The organism is Arthrobacter sp. zg-Y916 (genome assembly GCF_020907385.1).
GTDB lineage: Bacteria > Actinomycetota > Actinomycetes > Actinomycetales > Micrococcaceae > Arthrobacter_B > Arthrobacter_B caoxuetaonis.
The window spans coordinates 468,822-489,852 of the sequence record NZ_JAJJOD010000001.1 but is presented as its reverse complement, the minus strand read 5'-3'; the positions used below and the strand labels follow the sequence as shown (position 1 = coordinate 489,852).

Sequence of the window (21,031 nt, the reverse complement as noted above, 5' to 3'; positions counted from 1 at the left end):
CCGCTGCCGCGCTAAGTGCGGCCTGGCTGGTGGGTGCTAGCTGTGATTCCCGCGGCGCTTGCGCACCTGGACAACGATCGCCCACGCAGCGAGGGCAGCGGCAGCTCCTACGGCTGCGCCGGCAAGTGCCCACGGAACGTGCGACCCAACCGAGGAAGCATCCTCTGCGGCGGCGTCCGACGGCTCCGCAGAGGCACTGGCAACGGCCGGTGCGCTGGGAGCGGTGCCCGCTGCCTGGGAGGTGGCCGGTGTTGCGGCCGGCTCCGCCTCGGGGGACGCGACCGTGAAGCTGAACGTGCCCGTGATCGGATGTCCGTCACCGGAAACGGCCCGCCAGTTGACCTGGTAGTCCCCGTTTTCCAGGGCCGGCAGCGCCTGGACCAGGGTTTCCCGGTTCAGGACAGGTTCGCCTTCTGCAACGGTGGTTCCCGCGGCGTCGACGACGATGACCTGGTTGCCGAGGTCCATCAGCTCGGAGCTGAAGACCAGGGCGATTTCCGCGGGCGCTGCTTCGAGGACGCTGCCGTCAGCGGGGGTGGAGGAGACAAGCTCATCGTGAGCCGACGCCGAAGGTGCGGCGGCGAGGGCCGCGGCGAAGGCGCCGAGAAGGACTGCGGCGAAGAGCAGGAATCGGGTGTGGGCGTGCCGGTAGAGAGAGGTAGCCATAGCTGCTTTCCGTTCCGTGGGGCGGAACTGGGATTCATTCGTGCGGGTGCGCGGATGCGCCTAGCGGGACACGAATGCTGCAGGAGGGCCGCGGTGGCGAAGCGTCAGGAGCGGAATGCCGAGGCTGCGCAGCCCCTGGGGCTGGATGGCAAGCACTGCGGCGGGGGCGGGAGGAAAATGGTGCGGCTGGAACAGCGGCAGCAGTGCGCCGGGACGCAGGCCGAGGGATTCCAGGAGCCTGCGGGCTGTTTGCTCGCCGAATGCCAGGATCCAGATGGTCGCCGCTGCGGCGAGGGCGTGGCTGAGCCACATGGCTGCCGCGGCGTCGACGGATCCGGCAGCGGTGACCGCGGCGGCGGCGGGACCGGCGGGGAAGGGCATTCCGTGGCCGGCATGGCCGGCGTGGGCGCCGATGGCCGCAGGTGCGGAGCCGATACTGAAAAGCAGATGGAACAAGCCCTGGCTAAAGACAACTGCTGCGGACAGCCTGCCCAGGGACAGGTTGCGTCCGGCAAGCAGGCAGCTCACCATGGCCGAGACTGCGAGGGAGAAAAGGACCAGCGCGGGCTCAGGCGCCGCGCCTCCGCCCAGCACGTGGGACGCTGCCGCAACGGCTGTGGCTGCGGATGCACCGGCCCAGCCGCGCACCAAGCGTGCGGCACGCGCTGTCATGTCTCCTCCTCGGGCACGAATGCCGGGAAGCAGTCCTCAACCGGCCCTGCCATTCTCCCGGAGTTTACCGGCGGTGTCGAATAACCGCCCTCCCCCGCTCAGCCCTTGAAGCTGGGCTTGCGCTTTTCGTTGAAGGCAGCGAAGCCTTCGGCGTAGTCGTCCGTGCCGCAGAGCATGCCCTGGGCCTTGTTCTCGTCCTCGATGGAATCCCAGAGCCCCAGCCGGGAATCGCGGATCTGGGCGACCAGTTCCTTCGAAGCGCGGAAGGCTCCGGTAGCGCCGGTGGCCACGCGGGCGACTGTGGCCCGGGTGGACTCCAGCAGCTCATCGGCCGGGAAGACCCGGCTGAACAGCCCGGCGGCCACGGCTTCGGATCCGCTCATCAGGTCGGCCGTGTAAATCAGGTCCAGCGTGCGGTGCGCACCGAGGCGTTCGGTGAACAGCCAGTGTCCGCCTGAGTCCAGGGTTGCCCCCAGGTTGGCGAACGGGGAACCGATCTTGGCGTTGTCCGCCACGTAGACCACGTCCGTTGCGACGAGCAGGCCCAGCCCGACGCCGAGGCACGCGCCCTGCGCCGCAGCGAAGGTGGGTGCCGGGAAGGATGCCATCTTCCTCAGCAGCGGAGTCACGAGTTCGCCAAGGTAGGCGTAGGCATCGTCATCGGCCGGAACGACGCCGGAGATGTCGCGTCCGGCGCAGAACGCCCTGCCTTCCCCGCGCAGCAGCAGCGCCCGCACCCCGGCGGCCTCGGCGTCGTCGTACGCCTTGTACAGATCTGCCAGCGCCGCCTCGTCCAGCGAGTTCAGTTTTTTCGGCGCGTTGAGGACAACCTCGGCCACGCCGTCGGCGATGTTCAGCTGGACCATGGACTCGGTGGGTGCGGGGCTCTGCTCGCTCATGGGTTCTGCGTACTCCTAGGCGTCGTAGTCGACGGTGACTTCGGGGCTGGTGGGACGGCTCTGGCAGGTCAGGATGTAACCCTTTTCGATTTCATCCGGTTCCAGCGCGTAGTTCTCTTCCATCTCGACCGTGCCGGAGACGACCTTGGCCCGGCAGGTGCCGCAGACGCCGCCGGCGCACGCGAACGGCACGTCGGGGCGGACGCGCAGCGCGGCGTTGAGGATCGATTCACGCGCATGGGTCGGGCTGGCAACCTTGCCCTGCAGTCCGTCCAGCCGGAAACTGATCTCGTAGTTGTCCGCCGAGGGATCCACCTCGACCGGCCGGCCGATCTGTCCCTCGGGCTTGCCCGGCTGGCCGGTGGTGAACAGTTCGAAGCGGACCTTCTCCGATTCGACGCCGCGCTCGGCCAGGGTGTCCCGGCACAGCTGCACGAGCTCGAACGGTCCGCAGAGGAACCATTCGTCGACGTCGCGGGTGGGCAGCACGGATTCAATCAGCGAGGAGAGCTTCTCGCCGTCGATCCGGCCGGAAAGCAGCGGCGAGATGCGCTGTTCGCGGGAAAGCACATGGTGCAGGGCGAACCGAGCCGGGTACTTGTCCTTCAGGTCTGCCAGTTCCTCCAGGAACATCACGTCCATGGCGGCCTTGTTGGCGTAGACCAGGTCAAACCGGACGTTCTCCGAGGCGGCCAGCACGGTGCGGGCGATCGAGATCACCGGGGTGATGCCGGAACCGGCGGCAACGGCCACGAACACGTTCTCATCCGTGACGTCGATGTCTTCGGGGTGGTTCAGCGCGGTCATGGGGTGCTTGGAGATGAAGCCGCCGGTGGGGCTCATGACGTCCAGGACGTCCCCGGCCTTGAGGTTCTCATTGGCCCAGGTGGAGAACTTGCCGCCGAGGTCGCGCTTGATGGCAACGCGGATCTCGCCCGGCTTCGGCTCGGCGCAGATGGAGTAGCTGCGGCGGATCTCCGCACCGTCCAGGGTGGTGCGGAGCGCAACGTACTGTCCGGGCAGGTAGTCGAAGGACCCGGCCAGTTCCTCGGGAACGGCAAAAGTGACCTCGATGGCGTCTTCGGTGAGCCGGCGGACAGCACTGACCGTCAGCGGGTGGAAGGCGGTGCGGCGCGAAGCCGGGGCTGCGCCGGCCTCGGTGGTGGAGGTTGTCATGGTTAGAGCACCTTGAAGTAGTCGAAGGGTTCCTGGCAGTCGCGGCAGACGTACAGCGCCTTGCAGGAAGTGGAGCCAAAGCGTGTCATTTCACGCGTATTCAGGGAGGAGCACTGCGGGCATTTGACGCTCATGCCCAGCCGGATGGGACCCGCGGCGGCCCGCCCGGTGGGCGGCGCGATTCCGTACTGGTTGAGCTTGGTCTTGCCGGCCTCGCTCATCCAGTCCGTGGTCCACGCCGGGGCCAGGACCAGGTCCACCTGGACCTGGCCGTAGCCCGAGGCGCGGAGGACAGCAGTTACGTCGTCGCGGATGGCGTCCATGGCGGGGCAGCCGGAGTAGGTGGGGGTGATGGCCACCCGCACCGCGTTCCCCGGCTGCACCTCGACGGCGCGCAGCACCCCAAGGTCCTCAATGGTAAGGACCGGGATCTCCGGATCGCAGACTGTGGCGGCAATGTCCCAGGCCGCGGCTGCTGCCGGGTCCTGCGGGCGCAGTTCCGTGCTTGCCGCCGGGTCCACGGGTACTGCCTGTGTCTCGTTCATGGCTGTTACCAGGTCGCGCCGGGGTGCTGGCGGGCCAGGACCTGCATCTCCGCCAGGATGTACCCGAGGTACTCGCTGTGGGCACCGCGGCGGCCGCCGCCGGGCGCAGGCTGCACCACGGGAGCCTCAAGTTCGGCTTCAGCCAGGACTGCGCCGACCTTCTCGTCGAACGCTGCGCGGAGCGTCGAAGGCAGGACGGCGATCCCCTCGAGGGAGCGGACCAGGTCGTCATCCTCGAACAGTTCAGCAACGTGGGGCCAGACCAGTTCCAGGGCCCGGATCATCCGGGTGCGGGACTCTTCGGTGCCCAGGCCAAGGCGGAGGACCCACTGCGCGCTGTGGTCGCGGTGGTAATCGACTTCCTTCACTGCCTTGGCAGCGATGGCGGCGAGGGTCTCGTCCTTGGAGGAGAGCATCGCGGTGTAGAGCTCGTACTGGAAGAAGGAGACGACGAGCTGCCGGGCGATGGTCCGGGCGAAGTCGCCGTTCTCCTGCTCGAACATATGCGCCGAACGGTATTCCTCTTCGGTGCGCCAGTAAGCCAGGTCATCCTCGGTCTTGCCCCAGGCCGTGCCGGCGTAGGTCAGGAAGGAACGGGCATGGCCAATCAGGTCCAGCGCAATGTTGGAGAGGGCAATGTCCTCTTCCAGTTCCGGAGCCCGGGAAATCCACCAGCCCAGGCGCTGGGCCAGGATCAGGGAGTCGTCACCCAGGCGCAGGGCGTATTCCGCAACTGCTTCCGGAGCCTTGACCTCAGAGGCTGCAATGTCCTCCGGACGGAGGGCGTTTCCGGGGGTAATCCGGGTGGCGCTGTCCGTGTTCACAGGTGCTTCACCCCTTCAGACTTGCGGTAGTACGTTGCGTGCCGGTAGTCCTTGCCCTGCGGGGACTCGAAGAACTGGCCCTTGGCGTCGGGGTCGCTGGAAATGATCGCCTCAGCCGGGACCACCCAGAGCGAAACTCCTTCGTTGCGCCGGGTGTAAAGGTCACGCGCATTGCGGACTGCCATGTCGGCGTCGGGAGCATGCAGTGAACCCGCGTGGACGTGGGAGAGGCCGCGGGAGGAGCGGACAAATACTTCCCACAGCGGCCAGGCCGCGTTGACGCCTGTGTTCGGGGCAACCGAACCGGACGTTGCCGCCGTCTTGGTGCCGTCGTCGCCCGTTGTCGAACCGGAAACCATGCTTATGCCACCTCTGTCTTTCGTGCCTGTTTTGCCGCATAGGCGGCTGCTGCTTCGCGCACCCAGGCGCCGTCTTCGTGTGCCTCGCGGCGGCGGGCCAGCCGCTGGGCGTTGCAGGGACCGCGTCCTGCGAGGACTTCCTTGAACTCGTTCCAGTCCAGCGGTCCGTGCTCCCATTTACCGGTTTCTTCGTTGAACCGGATCTGGTCATCGGGGAGGGTCAGGCCAAGGACCTTGACCTGCTCGTAAATCATGCCGACAAAGCGCTGGCGCAGTTCATCGTTGGAGAAGCGCTTGATGTTCCACGCCATGGACTGGCGCGAGTTGGGGGAATCGTCATCCGGCGGGCCGAACATCATCAGCGCCGGTGCGTACCAGCGGTTGATGGAGTCCTGGGCCATCTGCTTCTGGGCTTCGGTGCCGTTGGCAAGCTCCAGCAGGATTTCGAAACCCTGTCGCTGGTGGAAGGACTCTTCCTTGCAGATGCGCACCATGGCACGGCCGTACGGGCCGTAGGAGGCACGGCAGAGCGGAACCTGATTGGCAATGGCCGCGCCGTCGACCAGCCAGCCGATGGCACCCATGTCGGCCCAGGTGCGGGTCGGGTAGTTGAAGATCGAGGAGTAGCGGGCCTTGCCCGCGATCAGGTCCTCGGTCATCTTGTCCCGCGGGGTGCCGAGGGTCTCGGCTGCGGAGTAGAGGTACAGGCCGTGGCCTGCTTCATCCTGGACCTTGGCCATCAGGATGGCTTTGCGCTTCAGCGAAGGTGCCCGGGTGATCCAGTTGGCTTCGGGCTGCATTCCGATGATCTCGGAGTGCGCATGCTGGGAGACCTGGCGGACCAGGGTCTTGCGGTAGCCTTCGGGCATCCAGTCCCGGGGTTCAATCCTCGAGTCCTGGGCGATGATTGCGTCAAAGGCTGCCTGTCCTGCCGCGTCATCGTCGCTGTTGGCCGGGACGGCGTACAGGTCGCGCTGGGCATCCATCTGCGTAGCCATATATGTCACCTCACTGTTTGTCCACGTGACCGCGGTCCGCTCCGCGGAAGTCGTCCGGCCAATAATTACCGACCGTTCGTTCAGAATATGCGTGTGAGCGGTGGCACGTCAAGACGGATGTGCTCTGTTGCGCCGGGCTGCCGGTTTTCGCCAGCCCGCCTGGTGGATCCGTGGCCGGGCCTGCGGTCCTGCAGGATCCTTCTCCCGGGGACCCTGCAGGAACCGGGCAGTCCGGATTCCTCCAGGGAGACCCCAACAGGAAACGGGCAGTCCGGCGGATTCCTCCAGGGAGACCCCAACAGGAAACGGGCAGTCCGGAAACGGCGGCCGAACGGGTTACCTTTGGAATGACATCCAGCAGGGAGGAGGCACGCATGGCCGACATCGGCTCATCGGAGCGGACGGGGCTCCAGGAAGACATCCGCAAGGACTTTTCGCCCGCCGCCCTCGTCTCCCAGCTGCTGGTACCCATCCTGCTCGGTCTCCTGGGATTCTGTGCGGTAGCCGCGGCCGTCTCGTCCACCGCCGGTGTCATGGGGGTCACCGTCAGCGGCTTGGCCGTCGTCGTGACCCTGCTTCTTGCTGCGGGACTGTCGCCGCGTTACCTTCCCGCCTTCAGCCGCGGCAGCTGGCCCAGGGTGTTTGCCGCCGCCGCAGCAGCCGGCGCCCTGCACCTTCTCCTGTACTGGACCGCCGGCAGCACGGTTCTGCTGAGCCTTCCGGCCTTTCCGATCGCCTTGGCCGGAGGCGCCCTGCTGCTGGCAACGTCTCTGTGGTCCCAGTTCCGGCGCGGCCCGGCCGCCGAAGATCCGGTGACGCTGCCGCAGACTCCAGCCCGCCCCTTCGCCCAAACCCTTGTGCTGGTTCTGGCGAACTGGGTGTTCTTTGCCGCCGCCGGTATGTTCAGCGCCTGGATCATGCTCGGGCGCTAGGGGCTGCGGCTTTCGGGCATTCCGGGGTCCTGGCGGAGCGGGTGTTCTTCGCCGTCGCCGGATTGTTCAGCGACTGCATCGTGCTCGTGCAGCGCCCACTGCCGGCTCCCGGCCATTCCGCTGCGTCTTGTCCCTGCAATAACTGCGTTCCGGGAAAATGCTGCAATCAGTGACACGGTTTTCCTGCACTTTGGGTATTTCGCTGCGTTCTGTGCGTTTTGCAGCTCTGCGCCAAGCAGCAAAACGTACAAAGTGCAGCAAACCGGTCACATCGCAGCAAAACCCTGCAGGTCCGGGCCCCGGGGCCCGCAGCAAGCCTGCGCGCGACGCCGCCGTCACCCCACGCGCCCCCCATGCCGTCCCCGCCCGCGCCGTCGCGCGTCCACGCCCGCGCCACCCCGCCAGCACCACCCCGCCAGCACCGCACCGTCACACCCCACGCCCCGCGCCACCCCGCCAGCACCGCGCCGTCGCGCGTCCACGCCGTCACGCCCCGCCCCAGCTCCGCCCCGAGCGTAAAGGCGGCGCGCGCCGTCGCGGGCCGGTGGGCGGGTCGATATATTCGGGACCATGACTACACCCACTCCCCCGGTTGCCAAAAAAGTCCCCGTCGAACGCACCCACCACGGTCAGACGTTCACCGACGACTATGAATGGCTGCGGGAGAAGGAGAGCCCGGAGGTCATCACACACCTCCAGGCGGAGAACGCCTACACCGAGGCCGTCACGGCGGACCAGGAGCCGCTGCGCCAGCAGATCTTCGACGAGATCAAGTCCCGCACCGTGGAGACGGATCTTTCCGTACCGGCGCGCAAGCGCGGCTGGTGGTACTACACGCGGACCGAGGAAGGCCAGCAGTACGCCATCCACTGCCGCACCGCGGCACAGGACACCGGTGACCTGCACGCGGACTGGACTCCTCCCGTCGTCGAACCCGGGGTTCCCGTTCCGGGTGAGCAGATCCTCATCGACGGCAATGCCGAAGCCGAGGGCAAGCCGTTCTTCTCCCTCGGCGGCCTGGCGGTCACTGAGGACGGCAACCTGCTGGCCTACTGCGAGGACAATGCCGGGGATGAACGGTTCACGCTGCGGATCAAGGACCTGCGCACCGGCGAACTGCTGCCCGACGTCGTGTCCAACGTCTTCTACTCGCTCGCCTTCTCCCCGGACGGCACGCGGGTCTTCTATACCGTCGTCGACGATTCCTGGCGCCCGTATCAGATCAAGGCGCACACCCTGGGCACCGATGTCAGCGAGGACACCGTGATTTACCAGGAGGACGACGTCGCCATGTGGACGGGCTTCGACCTCTCGGCGGACCGGAAGCAGCTCCTGATCAGCATCAGCTGCTCCGAGTACAGCGAGTACCGGGTCCTTGATTTCGACGACGCCGCCGGCACCGTGCGCACCCTGATTCCGCGCAGCGAACGCATCCTGTACGAAGCCGAGCCGTTCACGCGCGAGGGCGAACGCCAGTACCTCATCACGCACAACCGAAACGCACTGAACTCCATGCTGTCCCTGGTCGCCGGCCCGGAGTTCTCCAAGCCGCTGGACGAGCAGGTTTGGCACACCGTGGTGGCGCACGACGACGAGGTGCGGGTCAACGGCGCCTCCGTCACCTCAACGCACGTGCTGGTTTCGGTCCGGAAGGACACCACGGAGCGGGTCCAGATCCTGCCCCTGGCCGGGATCGGCACGCAGGAGCAGGCTGAGCCGAGCGAACCGTCCTTCGACGAGGAGCTCTACACGGCCGGGCTCACCAACGCCGAGTACGATTCTCCGGTCATCCGGATCAGCTACACCTCTTACCTCACCCCGCCGCGCGTCTACGACTACGTCCTGGCGACCGGGGAGCTGGAACTGCGCAAGGAAACCCCCGTCCGCGGCGGCTACGATCCGGCCAACTACGCCGCGGAGCGGGAATGGGCGACGGCGCCGGACGGCACCCAGGTGCCGCTCTCGATCCTGCGCCGCCGGGAGGTGGAGCGGAACGGGTCCAACCCGGCCCTGGTCTATGCGTACGGCAGCTATGAAATCTCCATGGATCCGGGCTTCAACATTGCCCGGCTTTCCCTGCTGGACCGGGGCGTGGTGTTCGTCGTCGCGCATATCCGCGGCGGCGGCGAAATGGGCCGGGCCTGGTATGACCAGGGCAAGAAGCTGAACAAGAAGAACACGTTCACCGACTTCGTGGCCGCCACGGAGCACGTGGCTTCGACCGGCTGGGCCGATCCGGAGCGGATTGCGGCCATGGGCGGATCGGCCGGCGGCCTGCTGATGGGCGCCATCGCGAACCTGGCTCCCGAGAAGTACAAGGCCATCGTGGCGCAGGTTCCGTTCGTGGATGCCCTGACCACCATCCTTGACCCGGAGCTCCCGCTCTCGGCCCTGGAATGGGAAGAGTGGGGCAACCCGATCACCGATCCCGACGTCTACCAGTACATGAGCGAGTACAGCCCGTATGAGAATGTCCGGGCCGTGGACTACCCGCGGATCGCCGCCGTCACCAGCTTCAACGACACGCGTGTGCTGTATGTGGAGCCGGCCAAGTGGGTCGCCAAGCTGCGCGAAACCGGAACGGGTTCCGAACCGGTGGTGCTCAAGATCGAGATGGACGGCGGCCACGGCGGGGCTTCCGGCCGCTACGAGGCGTGGAAGGACCGGGCCTGGGACTACGCGTTCGTGCTAGCTGCGCTCGGCGCCCGGGAACTGCTGCCCGGCGTCGATTCCCCGGTTCCGGCGCAGTAAAGCCGCAAGGACGACGACGGCGGGGGCCCGGGTGTGCAACGGCACCCGGGCCCCTTTCGTTGGGACCCGCTCGCCGGGGTTAGTCGAGGCCGCCGGCTTCCGGGGACTGCGGGCGGGGGCGCGGCCGGGTTTCCTTGCCGCGCGGCCGGCGTCCCGGCCGGAACAGCCCGGCGACGACGAAGGCCAGGGTCAGCGCGATGACGCCCAGGACAATGAGGTCGAGGTTGTCCCGGACAAAGGGAACCCGGTCACCCAGCAGGTAGCCGAGCAGCGTCACGCTCACTGCCCAGACCGCCGCTCCGATGGCGTTGTAGGCGATGAAGGTGGGGTAATGCATCCGGCCCACCCCGGCCACCACGGGTGTGAAGGTCCGGACGACGGGCACGAACCTGGCCAGGACCACGGCCTTGCCGCCGTGTTTGGCGAAGAACTTCTCGGCGCGGGTGACGTTATCCCGGCTGAAGAACCTGGACTCGGGCCGGTTGAAGACCACCGGGCCTGCCTTGCGGCCGATGTAGTAGCCCAATTGGTCCCCGGCAAAGGCGCTCAGGGCAACCAGCAGGATCAGCAGCCAGACGTTGATCTGGATAGCGCCCGTAGCCACCAGCAGTCCGGCGGTGAAGAGCAGGGAATCGCCGGGCAGGAAAAACCCAATCAGCAGCCCGGTCTCCACAAAGACGATGCCGCAGACCAGCAGCACAACCCAGGGGCTGATCGCCGGCTCCGACAGGAACACCTGCGGATCGAGCCAGTCCGGCAAAAGCGAGGACATGACAGGCTGCAGCGCTCCCGGCGCTGCCGTGGCAAGGATCACTTTCACAGGGTAAGCCATGGGCCACAAGAGAGTCTGGGAGCGCCGTCACGGACGCTCTTCGACTTGACAGTGACTGCGCTCACAGGATTACCTAATGAACATTCGGTAATGAAAAGTGAGGGATCCCATTGGCTGACTCTGTCACCGCTGCTGCACGCGAAACGCGCCCGGCGCACCCCATCCTGGAACACGATGCTACGTCCGAATGGCTGGGGATCGACGTCGTCTCCCTGGGCGACGGCACGGCAGTGACCACCATGGAACTGCGTCCCGAGATGCTCAACGGCTTCGCCATCGCCCACGGCGGCATGGTTTTCGCTTTCGCTGACACGACTTTCGCGCTTGCATGCAATCCAGGGGGCGCAGAGTCGCTCGCTGAAATGGAGAGCATCACGGTGGCTGCCGGAGCCGACATCAACTTCATCTCCTCAGCCCGCGCCGGCGATAAGCTGCGGGCAGAAGCCAGCCGCCGGGCAGCGGCAGGCCGCAGCGGCGTTTACGACATTGAGGTCACTGCCGAATCACCGGACGGTTCTACCCGGGTCATCGCTGAATTCAGGGGCCGCTCACGTACTATTCCAAATCCCGCCCGCCGGAACTGATGCCCGCCCGGCGGTCCGCGCTTTCGCCTTCTCAGCTTCCCCGTCATACCCGCAGAATTGCACCCCACCCCCTCTCAAAGGTTCCACGCATGAAAACTGTTGCCCCTCTCAAGGCCACTGCTGCTGATCCCGCCACCCTCGACGCCGAGGAGCTCATGAGCCGGGACCAGATCGAGGCACTGCAGCTCACCCGTCTCCAGGAGACGGTGCGCTACGCCTACGACCGCGTTCCGCTGTACACCAAGAAGTTCGACGACGCCGGTGTCCACCCGGACGACTTGAAGGAACTCTCCGACCTGGCGAAGTTCCCGTACACCACCAAGGAAGACCTCCGCCAGAGCTACCCGTTCGGCATGTTTGCCGTGCCGATGGACCAGGTCTCCCGTATCCACGCGTCCTCCGGCACCACGGGCCGGCCCACGGTCGTTGGCTACACCAAGGGCGACCTGGACCGCTGGGGCACCCTGGTGGCACGGTCCCTGCGTGCCTCCGGCGTGAAGTCCAACTACAAGGTCCACAACGCTTACGGCTACGGCCTGTTCACCGGCGGACTGGGTGCGCACTTCGGCGCAGAGAAGCTCGGCTGCACTGTCATCCCTATGTCCGGCGGCCAGACCGAACGCCAGATCCAGCTCATCCAGGACTTCCAGCCGGATACGATCCTTTCCACCCCGACCTACCTGCTGACGATCGCTGACGCCATGAAGCGCGCCGGAATCGATCCGCGCTCCACCTCGCTGAAGAACGCAGTCCTGGGTGCCGAGCCGTGGACCGAGGAGATGCGCCACGAACTGCAGCAGACCATGGAAATCGACGCCTGTGACATCTACGGCCTGTCCGAGGTCATGGGTCCCGGCGTCGCCGGCGAGTGCGTTGAGACCAAGGACGGCGCCCATATCTGGGAAGACCACTTCCGTCCGGAAATCATCGACCCGTTCGACGAGACCAAGGTCCTGGACGACGGCGAGCACGGAGAACTTGTCTTCACGTCCCTGACCAAGGAAGCCCTGCCGATTATCCGGTACCGCACGCATGACCTCACGCGCCTGCTCCCGGGCACCGCACGCCCCGGCATGCGGCGCATGGGGCGCATCACCGGCCGCAACGACGACATGATCATCCTGCGCGGCGTCAACCTCTTCCCGAGCCAGATCGAAGAGATCGCCCTGCGGATCCCCGCCCTGAGCCCGCACTTCCAGCTGGAAATCACCCGGCCCGGCCGGATGGATGAGCTGGCGGTGAAGATCGAACGCCGCAGCGAGTCCAGCGCGGACGAATGCGCCAAGGCCGCCGCGGAACTCAAGAGCCAGATCAAGATCCACATTGGTTCGTCCTGCGCCATCCACGTGGTCGAGCCCGGATCGCTGGCCCGTTCCAGCGGCAAGCTCCGCCGCATCTACGACCTGCGCAAGCAGGAGAACACGCCGGCCTAGCAGCCAGGAACGTTCGGTTGGCCGGAAATACCCCGGCCAACCGAACGTTCATGCGAAAATATCCAGATGCCTAGTCCATCGAACTCCGCGCCTTCATCCTCTTCCGCTGCCAACGGCACCCGCAGGGGACGTCCGGGATATGACCAGCAGACGGTGCTGAACATCGCCGTCGACGTGTTTAACCGCCACGGCTACGAAGCGACCTCGATGGGCATCCTCGCGGAGAACCTGGGCATCACCAAGTCAGCGATTTACCACCATGTTCCGTCCAAGGGCGATCTTCTGCGCCTGGCCCTGGAAAAGGCGCTCGGCGGCCTGGAGGGCGTGCTGGATGATCCGCGTGCCTCCACCGGCCCCGCAGATGCCCGCCTGGAATTCGTGCTCCGCGGCACCATCGAAGTCCTGACCGAGCGGCTGCCGTTCGTCACGCTCCTGCTGCGCCTGCGCGGCAACACCGAAATTGAACGCGATGCCCTGGAGCGCCGCCGCCAGTTCGACCGCCGTGTCTCTGAACTGGTGGACGCTGCCCGCGCCGAAGGCTCCCTGCGCAGCGACATCGATCCGCGCACCACTACCCGCCTGCTGTTCGGCACCATCAACTCAATCGTCGAGTGGTACAAGCCCGGAGGGTCCCTGAGCGGCCAGAAGCTCGCCGACGACATTATCTCGATGGTCTTCGAGGGCCTGCACGACAAGCGCTGACCCGTTCTTCATTCCTGAACCTCCCCCTACGTCGAGAGGCCAGTTACGGCCCGTTTGGTGCGCCAAACAAGCCGTAACTGGCCTCTCGATGGGTGTGGGGAGGCTAGGCGCGCTTCTTCTCCACGAGAGTCAGCACGTCGTAAGTGGCGACGATCTCGTCGTTCTGGTTGTGCAGGACAGCATCCCAGGCAACCTCGCCGTACTCATCCGTTTCACGCGGCGTGATCTTCTTCGCCGTGAGGGTGACCCGGATGGAGTCGCCGGCGGCCACGGGGGTGATGAAGCGCAGGTTTTCCAGGCCGTAGTTGGCCAGTACCGGTCCCGGAGCGGGTTCCACGAACAGTCCGGCGCCCCAGGAGAGCAGCAGGTAGCCGTGCGCCACGATGCCCGGGAAGAACGGGTTCGCCTCGGCGGCTTCCTGGTTGGTGTGGGCGTAGAACGTGTCGCCGGTGCTGTTCGCGAAGGCGGTGATGTCCTCGAGCGTGACCTCACGCAGTTCCGAGGCCATGGCGTCGCCGACCTTCAGCGTCGAGAGGTCCTTGCGGAACGGATGCGTCTCGTCGAAGAACTGGTCAGCACCGGTGTGCCAGACCCCGGTAATGGCCGTCAGCATGTTCGGCGAACCCTGGATGGCGGTGCGCTGCATGTGGTGCTTGACGGCGCGGATGCCGCCGAGCTCCTCGCCGCCGCCGGCGCGGCCGGGGCCGCCGTGGACCAGGTGCGGCACGGGCGAGCCGTGGCCGGTGGAGGTACGGGCAGTTTCGCGGTTCAGCACGTGGACGCGGCCGTGGTGGCCGGCGATTCCGGTCACCAGTTCGCGGACGGTCTGCGGATCGTTGCTGCAGACCGTGGCCACGAGCGAGCCGCCACCGAGTGCTGCCAGGCGCACGGCGTCGTTCGTATCCTCATAGCCGACCACCGAGGCAACCGGACCGAAGGCCTCAACGGAGTGCAGTGCCTCTGCGTTGGGATCATCCCAGGTCAGCAGCACGGGAGCCATGAAGGCCCCGTCTTCAGCGACGCCGCGGCTGCCGTCTGCCTGGACGCTCTCCGGAGCGTCGAGGGAGCCGAAGACGATCTTGGCGCCGGCGTCGAGCAGGGCCTGGACAGAGGAGCGGACACCGTCGCGCTGCTCCACCGAAGCCAGGGCACCCATGGTGACACCCTCGGCCCGCGGGTCACCGAGGACAACGCGCTCTTCGATGCGCTTGGCGGCGGCGGCAACGACGTCGTTCACCAAAGCCTTGGGCACGATGGCGCGGCGGATCGAGGTGCACTTCTGGCCGGCCTTGACGGTCATTTCCGTGACCAGCGACTTTACGTACGCATCAAATTCCGGGGTGCCGGGAACGGCGTCCGGGCCGAGGATGGAGGCGTTCAGCGAATCGGTTTCGCTGGTGAAGCGCACCCCGCCTTCGATGACGTTGGTGTGGTTCTTCAGCTTGTTGGCGGTCGACGCCGAGCCGGTGAAGGAGACCATGTCACGGTAGTCGAGGTGGTCCAGCAGGTCCCGGGCGGAGCCGGAGATCAGCTGCAGTGAACCTGCCGGAAGGATCCCGGATTCGATCATCATGCGCACTGCGGCTTCGGAGAGGTAGCCGGTGGGCGTTGCGGGCTTCACGATGGTGGGAACGCCGGCGATGAACGCAGGAGCGAACTTCTCGAGCATGCCCCAGACCGGGAAGTTGAAGGCGTTGATCTGCACGGCGACGCCGGGGATCGAGGTGTAGACGTGCTCGCCGATGAAGGAGCCGTCCTTGGAAAGCACCTCGGCGGCGCCGTCGATGACGACCGTGGAGTTGGGCAGTTCGCGGCGTCCCTTGGAGCCGAACGTGAAGAGCACGCCAATGCCGCCGTCGATGTCCACCAGGGAGTCGATCTTGGTGGCGCCGGTGCGGGCGGAGATTTCGTAAAGTTCCTTCCGGCGGCCGTTCAGGTACTGGGCCAGTTCCTTCAGCTTCAGCGAACGCTGGTGGAAGGTCAGGCCGGCCAGTCCGCGGTGGCCCACGGTGCGGCCGTGCTCCACGGCGGCTGCAATGTCCAGTCCGTCGGTCGACACCAGGGCGAGGATTTCACCGGTGCTGGCGTCCCGGACCTCAGTTGGGTTTGCGGCGGCGCTTTCCGGGGTCCACCACTCGTCCTGGACGAAGCTGGGGACGACTTGCACGTCTATGGCGGTTGAGGTCATCTTTGACGGACCCTTTCGATACTGGACGTTCGTTTTCCTGACCGGGCGAGTTCCGCTGGCTGCGGCTTCCGCCGGACACAGCGATAACTGACCGGACGGTCGGTAATGAATCCAGCCTACATGAGAGTGCCCTGCGGCACACTATGCCAAGCCCGGGATCCGGCTTTTTGACTCGCGGCTGCCCCGGCTGCCACACCACGTGTTTGCTCCTGTCCGCGCCGGCGCTACCGTGGGCCCGGACGACGACGGAAGGTACGACGATGAACCGGAACCCGATGCGCGGCTGGACGAAAGCAGGACTGGTGCTGCTTCTTGGAAGTGTCCTAACTGCTGGCGGGGTTGCGGCTCCGGCGGCTGCGGGCGGACAGGACCGCGGCCACCACCGCGGGTGGGACCGGGACCGCGGGTGGGACCGGGACCGCGGGTGGGACCACCACCGGGGCTGGGATCGGGGCTGGGATCGAGACAGGGACCGCGGCGGAGAAGTGGATTACGTTGCCCTGGGTGACTCCTACGCGTCGGGCTTTGGCGGCGGGCCGCTCCTCGATGCCTGCGGCCGGACTGCAGAAGGGTACCCGGCCCTGCTGGATGCCCTTCGCCGGGTGGATCGGGAGGCGGATGTGACGTGTGCCGGCGCGACGGCGTCGAGCACTCCCCCGGGCGCTCCCGCCGGACCCGTGGACCTGCCGGAGCAGATCGCCGCCCTGCGCGCGGATGGTTCCCTGAACCGCGGCACCGACCTGGTCACCGTCACGATTGGCGGCAATGACGTTCAATTCGGCGCCGTCGTTCAGGCCTGCATCGGTCCGGTGCTGCCGGAAACCTGTGCACCCGCCATTGCGAGTGCGACCGCTTACGCGCAAACCACCCTCACGGCGCAGCTGCAGGAATCCCTCCGCCAGATTCGTGAACTCGCGCCGCGGGCCGAACTGGTACTCGTCGGTTATCCGTACCTGTTCGAGGCCGGAACCGCGGGACCGCTCAGCCCGGAGGCGGTGGCACTGTTCAGCCAGGGGACGGACGCGCTTAACGCGGTGCTGGCCGGACAGGTACAGCGCGGAGAAACCTTCGTGGATGTCACGGATGAGTTCGCCGGGCACGGCGTGGGGTCCGCGGATCCATGGATCATCGCCCTGGGCAGCGAGTTTCAGCTGCACCCGAATGCCACCGGCTACCGCGAAGGCTACCTGGCGGCCATCACCGCAGATGTCCATCTGGGGCATGGGAAGGGCCACTGCCGCGGCCGGCGGTAACCGTTGTCATTGCCGAAACAAGACGCGGCAAGGGACGGGTGCCACCGGCACCTGCTAACGTAATCAATGCTTCACGAGACATGGCCTCCGCACCTTCCCGGTGCGGAAAAGCTCCGACTGGCCATGCACCAACCCCACTGTTCGGCGGGTGGTTCGGATGACGAAGCGGCCCGCGTCCAACCGGAGCGGGCAAGGACACTCTCTTTCGAAGGACACGCTGTGCTTCCCTCCAGTGACCCGCGCTGCACCGCCTTTTCCCCCGGCCACAAGATCCATTGGATCCACGGCGGCCGGCTCAACCGCTACGAGGACTGGATCGACGTCGAAGTCCACGCCGATCCGGAGCTGGACCTGATCTACCTGATAATCGCCGGGCAGCAGCAGCTCATGTGGCACCACGACATTCCGCTCCTCGCCGAAGCCCTCGCGCTCAGCCCCGGGCAGCCCCAGTGGTGCCCCCGGTATTCGTCCCTGATGGTCCCGGGCGCCTTCGAAGGCCGCAACCGGAGTTCTTTTTTCTACTTGGCTACTACCGGGCGGGCGGCTCCCTGCCGGGGACGGGTTCCGCGACATGATCTGAGGATGCAGGACAGCGATTCCGCGTAGGGCAATACTTGGGCGGATTGTTTAGGGGAAGGGGCCGGATGGACACAGCCCAGGTGCGGTTGTGGTGGCTCCCGGTTGGTGCCGGCGGCCATCTGGTGGTCCACACCAGCCGCTGGTGGGAGCTCTGGCGCGCGCTGCGCGAGCGGCGACGTCCCCGGCCCCTGTTCCACGCAGCACTGGAAGTCACCGCGAGCGGTTCCCGCTATGCGATTGAAATGACCCCGGCGTGGGGCCAGGGCACCGGTCCGCTCGGAGTCGTGGCCACGGGACCAGTGGGACTCCGGTCCCTCGGACGGCTCAGGCTGTTCCGGTACGAGGTGCGGTGCTGGCCGAACGGGGTCATACCGGACCTCGCCTTTGCGCCGGAACCGGCCCTCGTGTTCAATCTGGACGCTGCCGGGGCCGAGGCCCTGCTTGCCCGGGTGCCGCAGGTGCCCCTGAAGGTGTGGGGCGCGAAGGTGCCCGGCGGCGACATGTGGAACTCGAACTCCCTGGTTTCCTGGCTGCTGCAGACCAGCGGTTTTGACGCCGCGGCCCTGCAGCCCCCGCAGGGCGGCAGGGCTCCGGGCTGGCTTGCCGGCATTGATGCCGCACGCCCGCAGTCTCCCACGGCAGAAGCCGAACAGCGGCCTTAACGGCAGCAGCCCGCATGCTCCGGCCTCACAGGGGCGAAGGATGCGGGCTGCCGCTCATTATGAAACTAGCTCCAGTCGAAGAACCCCTTGCCGGTCTTGCGGCCAAGCTCGCCGCGGGCCACCTTGTCCCGCAGGATCTGCGGCGGCTCGAAGCGCGGGCCGAGTGTGGAGGCCAGGTACTCGGCGATGCCGAGGCGCACATCCAGCCCCACAATATCCGTGGTCTTCAGCGGGCCGGTCGGGTGCTTGTAGCCCAGGACCATGGCCGCGTCGATGTCTTCAGCGGACGCAACACCCTCTTCGACCATGCGCATCGCCTCGAGCGCGATCGCCACACCCAGGCGGGAGCTGGCGAAGCCCGGAGCGTCATTGACGACGACGGGAGTCTTGCCCAGGTCGGCCACCCAGGTTCGGGCGGCCTCGGCGAGCTCTTCGGAAGTCTGCTTGCCCAGGACCACCTCGATCAGGGTGGAGGCAGGAACCGGGTTGAAGAAGTGCAGGCCGCAGAAGCGCTCCGGACGCTGCAGCTTTTCGGCCAGCTCCGAAACTGACAGCGAGGACGTGTTGGAGGCGAGCCAGGCGCCGTCGCCCAAATGCTCCTCCACAGCGGCCAGCGCGGCAGCCTTCAGGGCGAAGTCTTCCGGAACTGCCTCGACGACCAGGCCTGAGCCGGCGAAGTCTGCATAATCGGTGGAGACGCTGAGCCTGGCAACCAGGGCATCGAGGGTCTCGTCCGTGGTGCCGCGCTCAACGCTCTTAGCGAGGTTGGAGGCAACGCGCTCGTACGCTGCGCTGGCTGCCTGCTCATCGCGCTCAACCACGACGACGGCGGCACCGGCGGTGCAGAAGGCGTGGGCAATGCCCGCGCCCATGCGGCCGCCGCCGAGGACCCCGACCTTGGAGGGAACTGTCATTTGTTTTTCTTCCTTTCCAGGAAAGCCTGCATGCGGTCGAACTTCGCCTCGGACTCGAAGAGGATGCCCTGGGCGAGGGTGTCGATCACGGGGTGCGCCTCGGCGGGCGCGTGGAACACGGACTTGGTGATGCGTACGGCCAGCGGGTCCTGCTTGGCGATCCGGTCAGCTAGTGCGTTGGCGGCGTCCATCAGGTTTTCCGCGTCGTGTACTTCGGTCACCAGGCGGGCTGCCAGGGCTTCCCCGGCGTTCAGGATGCGCCCGGCCAGGAGGATTTCCTTGGCCAGGGGTTCGCCGACGAGTTCCTTCAGCCGCCAGGTGGCGCCGGCTGCGGCCATGATGCCGAGCGAGGTTTCCGGGTTGCCGATCTTCACGGTCGGGGTGGCGATGCGGAAGTCGGCGGCGAAGGCCAGCTCCGCTCCCCCGCCCAGGGCGTAGCCGTCCAGCGCCGCGATGACCGGCATGGGCAGCTTGGCGATGCGGTGGAAGATCGTCGAGTTGATCCCGCGCAGGGCATCCTCGCGGCGGCGTTCGCGCAGCTGGGCGATGTCCGCCCCGGAAGCGAAGATCCCGTTGGTGCCGGAAAGGATCAGGATCTTCGGGTTGTTTTCCAGTTCGGCGCAGAGGGCGTGCAGCTCATCGACCATGGCCTGGTCAATGGCGTTGCGGACCTCCGGACGGTTCAGGACCGCGGAGATGCGGTCTTCCCCGATGGTGACCTTGAGCGTGGTGAAGTGAGCGGAAACTTCCGCGAAGTCCTGCACTACACGGCCTCGATCAGCATGGCGGTGCCCTGGCCCACGCCGACGCACATGGTCGCAATGCCGCGGGAAGCGCCTTCGCGTTCCATGCGGCCCAGCAGGGTGATGGCGATGCGCGAGCCGGAGGAGCCGAGCGGGTGGCCGAGGGCGATGGCGCCGCCGTCGTTGTTCACGATTCCTTCGTCCAGGCCCAGGCGGCGGATGCAGGCCAGGGACTGGGTGGCGAAGGCTTCGTTGAGTTCCACGGCGCCAACCTGGTCCAGGCGGATGCCGCTGCGCTGCAGGACCTTCTGCGTGGCCGGAACCGGGCCGATGCCCATGATCTCCGGGGCGACGCCGGCGGAGGCGCCGTCGACGATCCGGGCGCGGGCGGTGAGGCCGTATTCCTTGATGGCGCGCTCGGAGGCGATGATGATCGCCGAGGCACCGTCGTTCAGGGAGCTGGCGTTGCCTGCGGTGACAATGCCGCCGGGCTTGACCACGGGGCGCAGCTTGCCGAGAACGTCCAGCGTGGTGCCTTCGCGGGGGCCTTCATCGGTGTCCACGACGGTGTCGCCCTTGCGGCCCTTGATCGTGACGGGAACGATTTCGTCCTTGAAGCGTCCGGCAGCGATGGCGGCCAGCGCGTTTTCGTGGGAGCGGACGGCGAACGCGTCGGCGTCTTCACGGGAGATGCTGTCCGTGGAGGCCAGTTCCTCGGCGGTTTCCGGCATGGAGTAGGTCATCTTGCCGTCGCGGGAGAGGTCGCCGGAGGCGAAGCGTTCGTTGGCGAAGCGCCAGCCGATCGAGGTGTCGAACGTGTCGCCGGGCTTGGCGAAGGCCTTGGTGGGCTTTTCTGTGACCCAGGGGGCACGGCTCATGGATTCGGTGCCGCCTGCGATCACGATGTCCGCAGCGCCGGCCTTGATCATGTGCGAGGCCATGATGATGGCGGACAGGCCCGAGGCGCAGAGCCGGTTCACGGTAATGCCGGGAACGGTGTCCGGGAAGCCTGCGAGCAGGGCTGCCATGCGGGCCACGTTGCGGTTTTCCTCACCGGCACCGTTGGCGTTGCCGAGGATTACTTCGTCAACGACGGCGGGATCCAGGCCTTCTCGGGCCACGAGCTCGCGCAGCGTCAGTGCTGCCAGGTCATCGGGACGGACGCTGGAAAGCGCACCCCCGTAGCGGCCTACCGGAGTCCGTACTCCGCCAACGAGAAAAGCCTCAGCCATGTCTGCTCCCATGTAATCGCGTCTCTGCCGCCGGGCATCGCTGCCCGCACGGCTGCCGGATTTACCGACCAATCGTTCTATAAACAA

22 protein-coding genes and 1 riboswitch are annotated in these 21,031 nt (G+C 66.5%); of the genes, 8 read left to right on the top strand and 14 right to left on the bottom strand.

Annotated features, from left to right (window positions below; translation table 11 throughout):
• Window positions 1-36: 36 nt before the first annotated feature.
• The 8 genes from LOC59_RS02345 to paaA all read right to left on the bottom strand — a co-directional run bounded on the left by LOC59_RS02345 (window position 37) and on the right by paaA (window position 6,139).
• Entirely contained in the window at window positions 37-666 is a 630-nt protein-coding gene (locus LOC59_RS02345) for a copper resistance CopC family protein (protein WP_229970489.1), read from the bottom strand.
• A gap of 60 nt (window positions 667-726) precedes the next feature.
• The gene (locus LOC59_RS02340; RefSeq protein WP_227894150.1) at window positions 727-1,338 is read right to left on the bottom strand and encodes a hypothetical protein; all 612 of its coding nucleotides are present in this window, start codon (window positions 1,336-1,338) and stop codon (window positions 727-729) included.
• Window positions 1,339-1,436: 98 nt separating this feature from the next.
• Window positions 1,437-2,204 (bottom strand): enoyl-CoA hydratase/isomerase family protein, encoded by a 768-nt coding sequence (locus LOC59_RS02335; protein WP_227894574.1) that lies wholly within the window; start codon window positions 2,202-2,204, stop codon window positions 1,437-1,439.
• Between the two features lie 48 nt (window positions 2,205-2,252).
• Window positions 2,253-3,413, bottom strand: coding sequence for a 1,2-phenylacetyl-CoA epoxidase subunit PaaE (gene paaE, locus LOC59_RS02330; protein ID WP_227894149.1), 1,161 nt, complete (start codon window positions 3,411-3,413; stop codon window positions 2,253-2,255).
• Window positions 3,414-3,415: 2 nt separating this feature from the next.
• Window positions 3,416-3,958 carry a 1,2-phenylacetyl-CoA epoxidase subunit PaaD gene (gene paaD / locus LOC59_RS02325; protein ID WP_229970487.1) on the bottom strand — a complete coding sequence of 181 codons (543 nt, stop codon included), beginning with the start codon at window positions 3,956-3,958 and terminating at the stop codon, window positions 3,416-3,418.
• 5 nt (window positions 3,959-3,963) lie between these two features.
• Window positions 3,964-4,782, bottom strand: coding sequence for a 1,2-phenylacetyl-CoA epoxidase subunit PaaC (gene paaC / locus LOC59_RS02320; protein ID WP_227894147.1), 819 nt, complete (start codon window positions 4,780-4,782; stop codon window positions 3,964-3,966).
• Window positions 4,779-5,141: a 1,2-phenylacetyl-CoA epoxidase subunit PaaB gene (gene paaB, locus LOC59_RS02315; protein WP_227915573.1), complete on the bottom strand. Its 363-nt coding sequence runs from the start codon at window positions 5,139-5,141 to the stop codon at window positions 4,779-4,781. Before paaB ends, paaC begins: the two co-directional genes overlap by 4 nt.
• Before the next feature lie 2 nt (window positions 5,142-5,143).
• Window positions 5,144-6,139, bottom strand: a complete 996-nt coding sequence (paaA, locus tag LOC59_RS02310; RefSeq protein ID WP_229970486.1) for a 1,2-phenylacetyl-CoA epoxidase subunit PaaA — start codon at window positions 6,137-6,139, stop codon at window positions 5,144-5,146.
• A gap of 374 nt (window positions 6,140-6,513) precedes the next feature.
• Here paaA and LOC59_RS02305 point away from each other — a divergent pair, with 374 nt between their 5' ends.
• Window positions 6,514-7,071 (top strand): hypothetical protein, encoded by a 558-nt coding sequence (locus LOC59_RS02305; RefSeq protein WP_229970483.1) that lies wholly within the window; start codon window positions 6,514-6,516, stop codon window positions 7,069-7,071.
• Here the strand turns inward: LOC59_RS02305 and LOC59_RS02300 are convergent.
• Window positions 7,068-7,247 (bottom strand): hypothetical protein, encoded by a 180-nt coding sequence (locus LOC59_RS02300; protein ID WP_229970482.1) that lies wholly within the window; start codon window positions 7,245-7,247, stop codon window positions 7,068-7,070. The two genes, LOC59_RS02305 and LOC59_RS02300, sit on opposite strands and share 4 nt — an antisense overlap.
• Window positions 7,248-7,641: 394 nt before the next feature.
• Between LOC59_RS02300 and LOC59_RS02295 the strand changes: the two genes are divergently transcribed.
• Window positions 7,642-9,822 carry a S9 family peptidase gene (locus tag LOC59_RS02295; RefSeq protein ID WP_229970480.1) on the top strand — a complete coding sequence of 727 codons (2,181 nt, stop codon included), beginning with the start codon at window positions 7,642-7,644 and terminating at the stop codon, window positions 9,820-9,822.
• A gap of 79 nt (window positions 9,823-9,901) precedes the next feature.
• On the opposite strand, the gene LOC59_RS02290 is transcribed toward LOC59_RS02295, so the two are convergent.
• A complete protein-coding gene (locus LOC59_RS02290) occupies window positions 9,902-10,654 on the bottom strand; it encodes a DedA family protein (RefSeq protein WP_229970478.1) in 753 nt (250 codons plus the stop codon).
• A gap of 110 nt (window positions 10,655-10,764) precedes the next feature.
• Here LOC59_RS02290 and LOC59_RS02285 point away from each other — a divergent pair, with 110 nt between their 5' ends.
• From LOC59_RS02285 to LOC59_RS02275, 3 genes are all read left to right on the top strand, one after another.
• Entirely contained in the window at window positions 10,765-11,238 is a 474-nt protein-coding gene (locus tag LOC59_RS02285) for a hotdog fold thioesterase (protein WP_227894140.1), read from the top strand.
• 89 nt (window positions 11,239-11,327) lie between these two features.
• Entirely contained in the window at window positions 11,328-12,671 is a 1,344-nt protein-coding gene (paaK, locus tag LOC59_RS02280; protein WP_227894139.1) for a phenylacetate--CoA ligase PaaK, read from the top strand.
• 66 nt (window positions 12,672-12,737) lie between these two features.
• Window positions 12,738-13,373 (top strand): TetR/AcrR family transcriptional regulator, encoded by a 636-nt coding sequence (locus LOC59_RS02275; protein ID WP_229970476.1) that lies wholly within the window; start codon window positions 12,738-12,740, stop codon window positions 13,371-13,373.
• A 103-nt stretch (window positions 13,374-13,476) separates the two neighbouring features.
• On the opposite strand, the gene paaZ is transcribed toward LOC59_RS02275, so the two are convergent.
• Complete coding sequence (gene paaZ, locus LOC59_RS02270) at window positions 13,477-15,561, bottom strand: phenylacetic acid degradation bifunctional protein PaaZ (RefSeq protein WP_229970474.1); 2,085 nt, start codon at window positions 15,559-15,561, stop codon at window positions 13,477-13,479.
• Between the two features lie 260 nt (window positions 15,562-15,821).
• On the opposite strand from paaZ, the gene LOC59_RS02265 reads away from it, so the two are divergent.
• The 3 genes from LOC59_RS02265 (at window position 15,822) to LOC59_RS02255 (ending at window position 18,055) form a co-directional block, all read left to right on the top strand.
• The gene (locus LOC59_RS02265; protein WP_229970472.1) at window positions 15,822-16,814 is read left to right on the top strand and encodes an SGNH/GDSL hydrolase family protein; all 993 of its coding nucleotides are present in this window, start codon (window positions 15,822-15,824) and stop codon (window positions 16,812-16,814) included.
• Window positions 16,815-16,883: 69 nt separating this feature from the next.
• Window positions 16,884-17,016: riboswitch (SAM riboswitch) on the top strand.
• A 17-nt stretch (window positions 17,017-17,033) separates the two neighbouring features.
• Window positions 17,034-17,420, top strand: a complete 387-nt coding sequence (locus LOC59_RS02260; RefSeq protein ID WP_227894135.1) for a hypothetical protein — start codon at window positions 17,034-17,036, stop codon at window positions 17,418-17,420.
• A 38-nt stretch (window positions 17,421-17,458) separates the two neighbouring features.
• A complete protein-coding gene (locus LOC59_RS02255) occupies window positions 17,459-18,055 on the top strand; it encodes a hypothetical protein (protein WP_229970470.1) in 597 nt (198 codons plus the stop codon).
• Window positions 18,056-18,120: 65 nt separating this feature from the next.
• On the opposite strand, the gene LOC59_RS02250 is transcribed toward LOC59_RS02255, so the two are convergent.
• From LOC59_RS02250 to LOC59_RS02240, 3 genes are read right to left on the bottom strand one after another with little or no spacing between them, the layout of a single operon-like run.
• Complete coding sequence (locus LOC59_RS02250) at window positions 18,121-18,969, bottom strand: 3-hydroxyacyl-CoA dehydrogenase family protein (RefSeq protein ID WP_229970469.1); 849 nt, start codon at window positions 18,967-18,969, stop codon at window positions 18,121-18,123.
• Window positions 18,966-19,733 carry an enoyl-CoA hydratase/isomerase family protein gene (locus LOC59_RS02245; RefSeq protein WP_229970467.1) on the bottom strand — a complete coding sequence of 256 codons (768 nt, stop codon included), beginning with the start codon at window positions 19,731-19,733 and terminating at the stop codon, window positions 18,966-18,968. Before LOC59_RS02245 ends, LOC59_RS02250 begins: the two co-directional genes overlap by 4 nt.
• Entirely contained in the window at window positions 19,733-20,944 is a 1,212-nt protein-coding gene (locus LOC59_RS02240; RefSeq protein ID WP_227894131.1) for a thiolase family protein, read from the bottom strand. The genes LOC59_RS02245 and LOC59_RS02240 overlap by 1 nt, the downstream gene beginning before the upstream one ends.
• Window positions 20,945-21,031 lie beyond the last annotated feature (87 nt).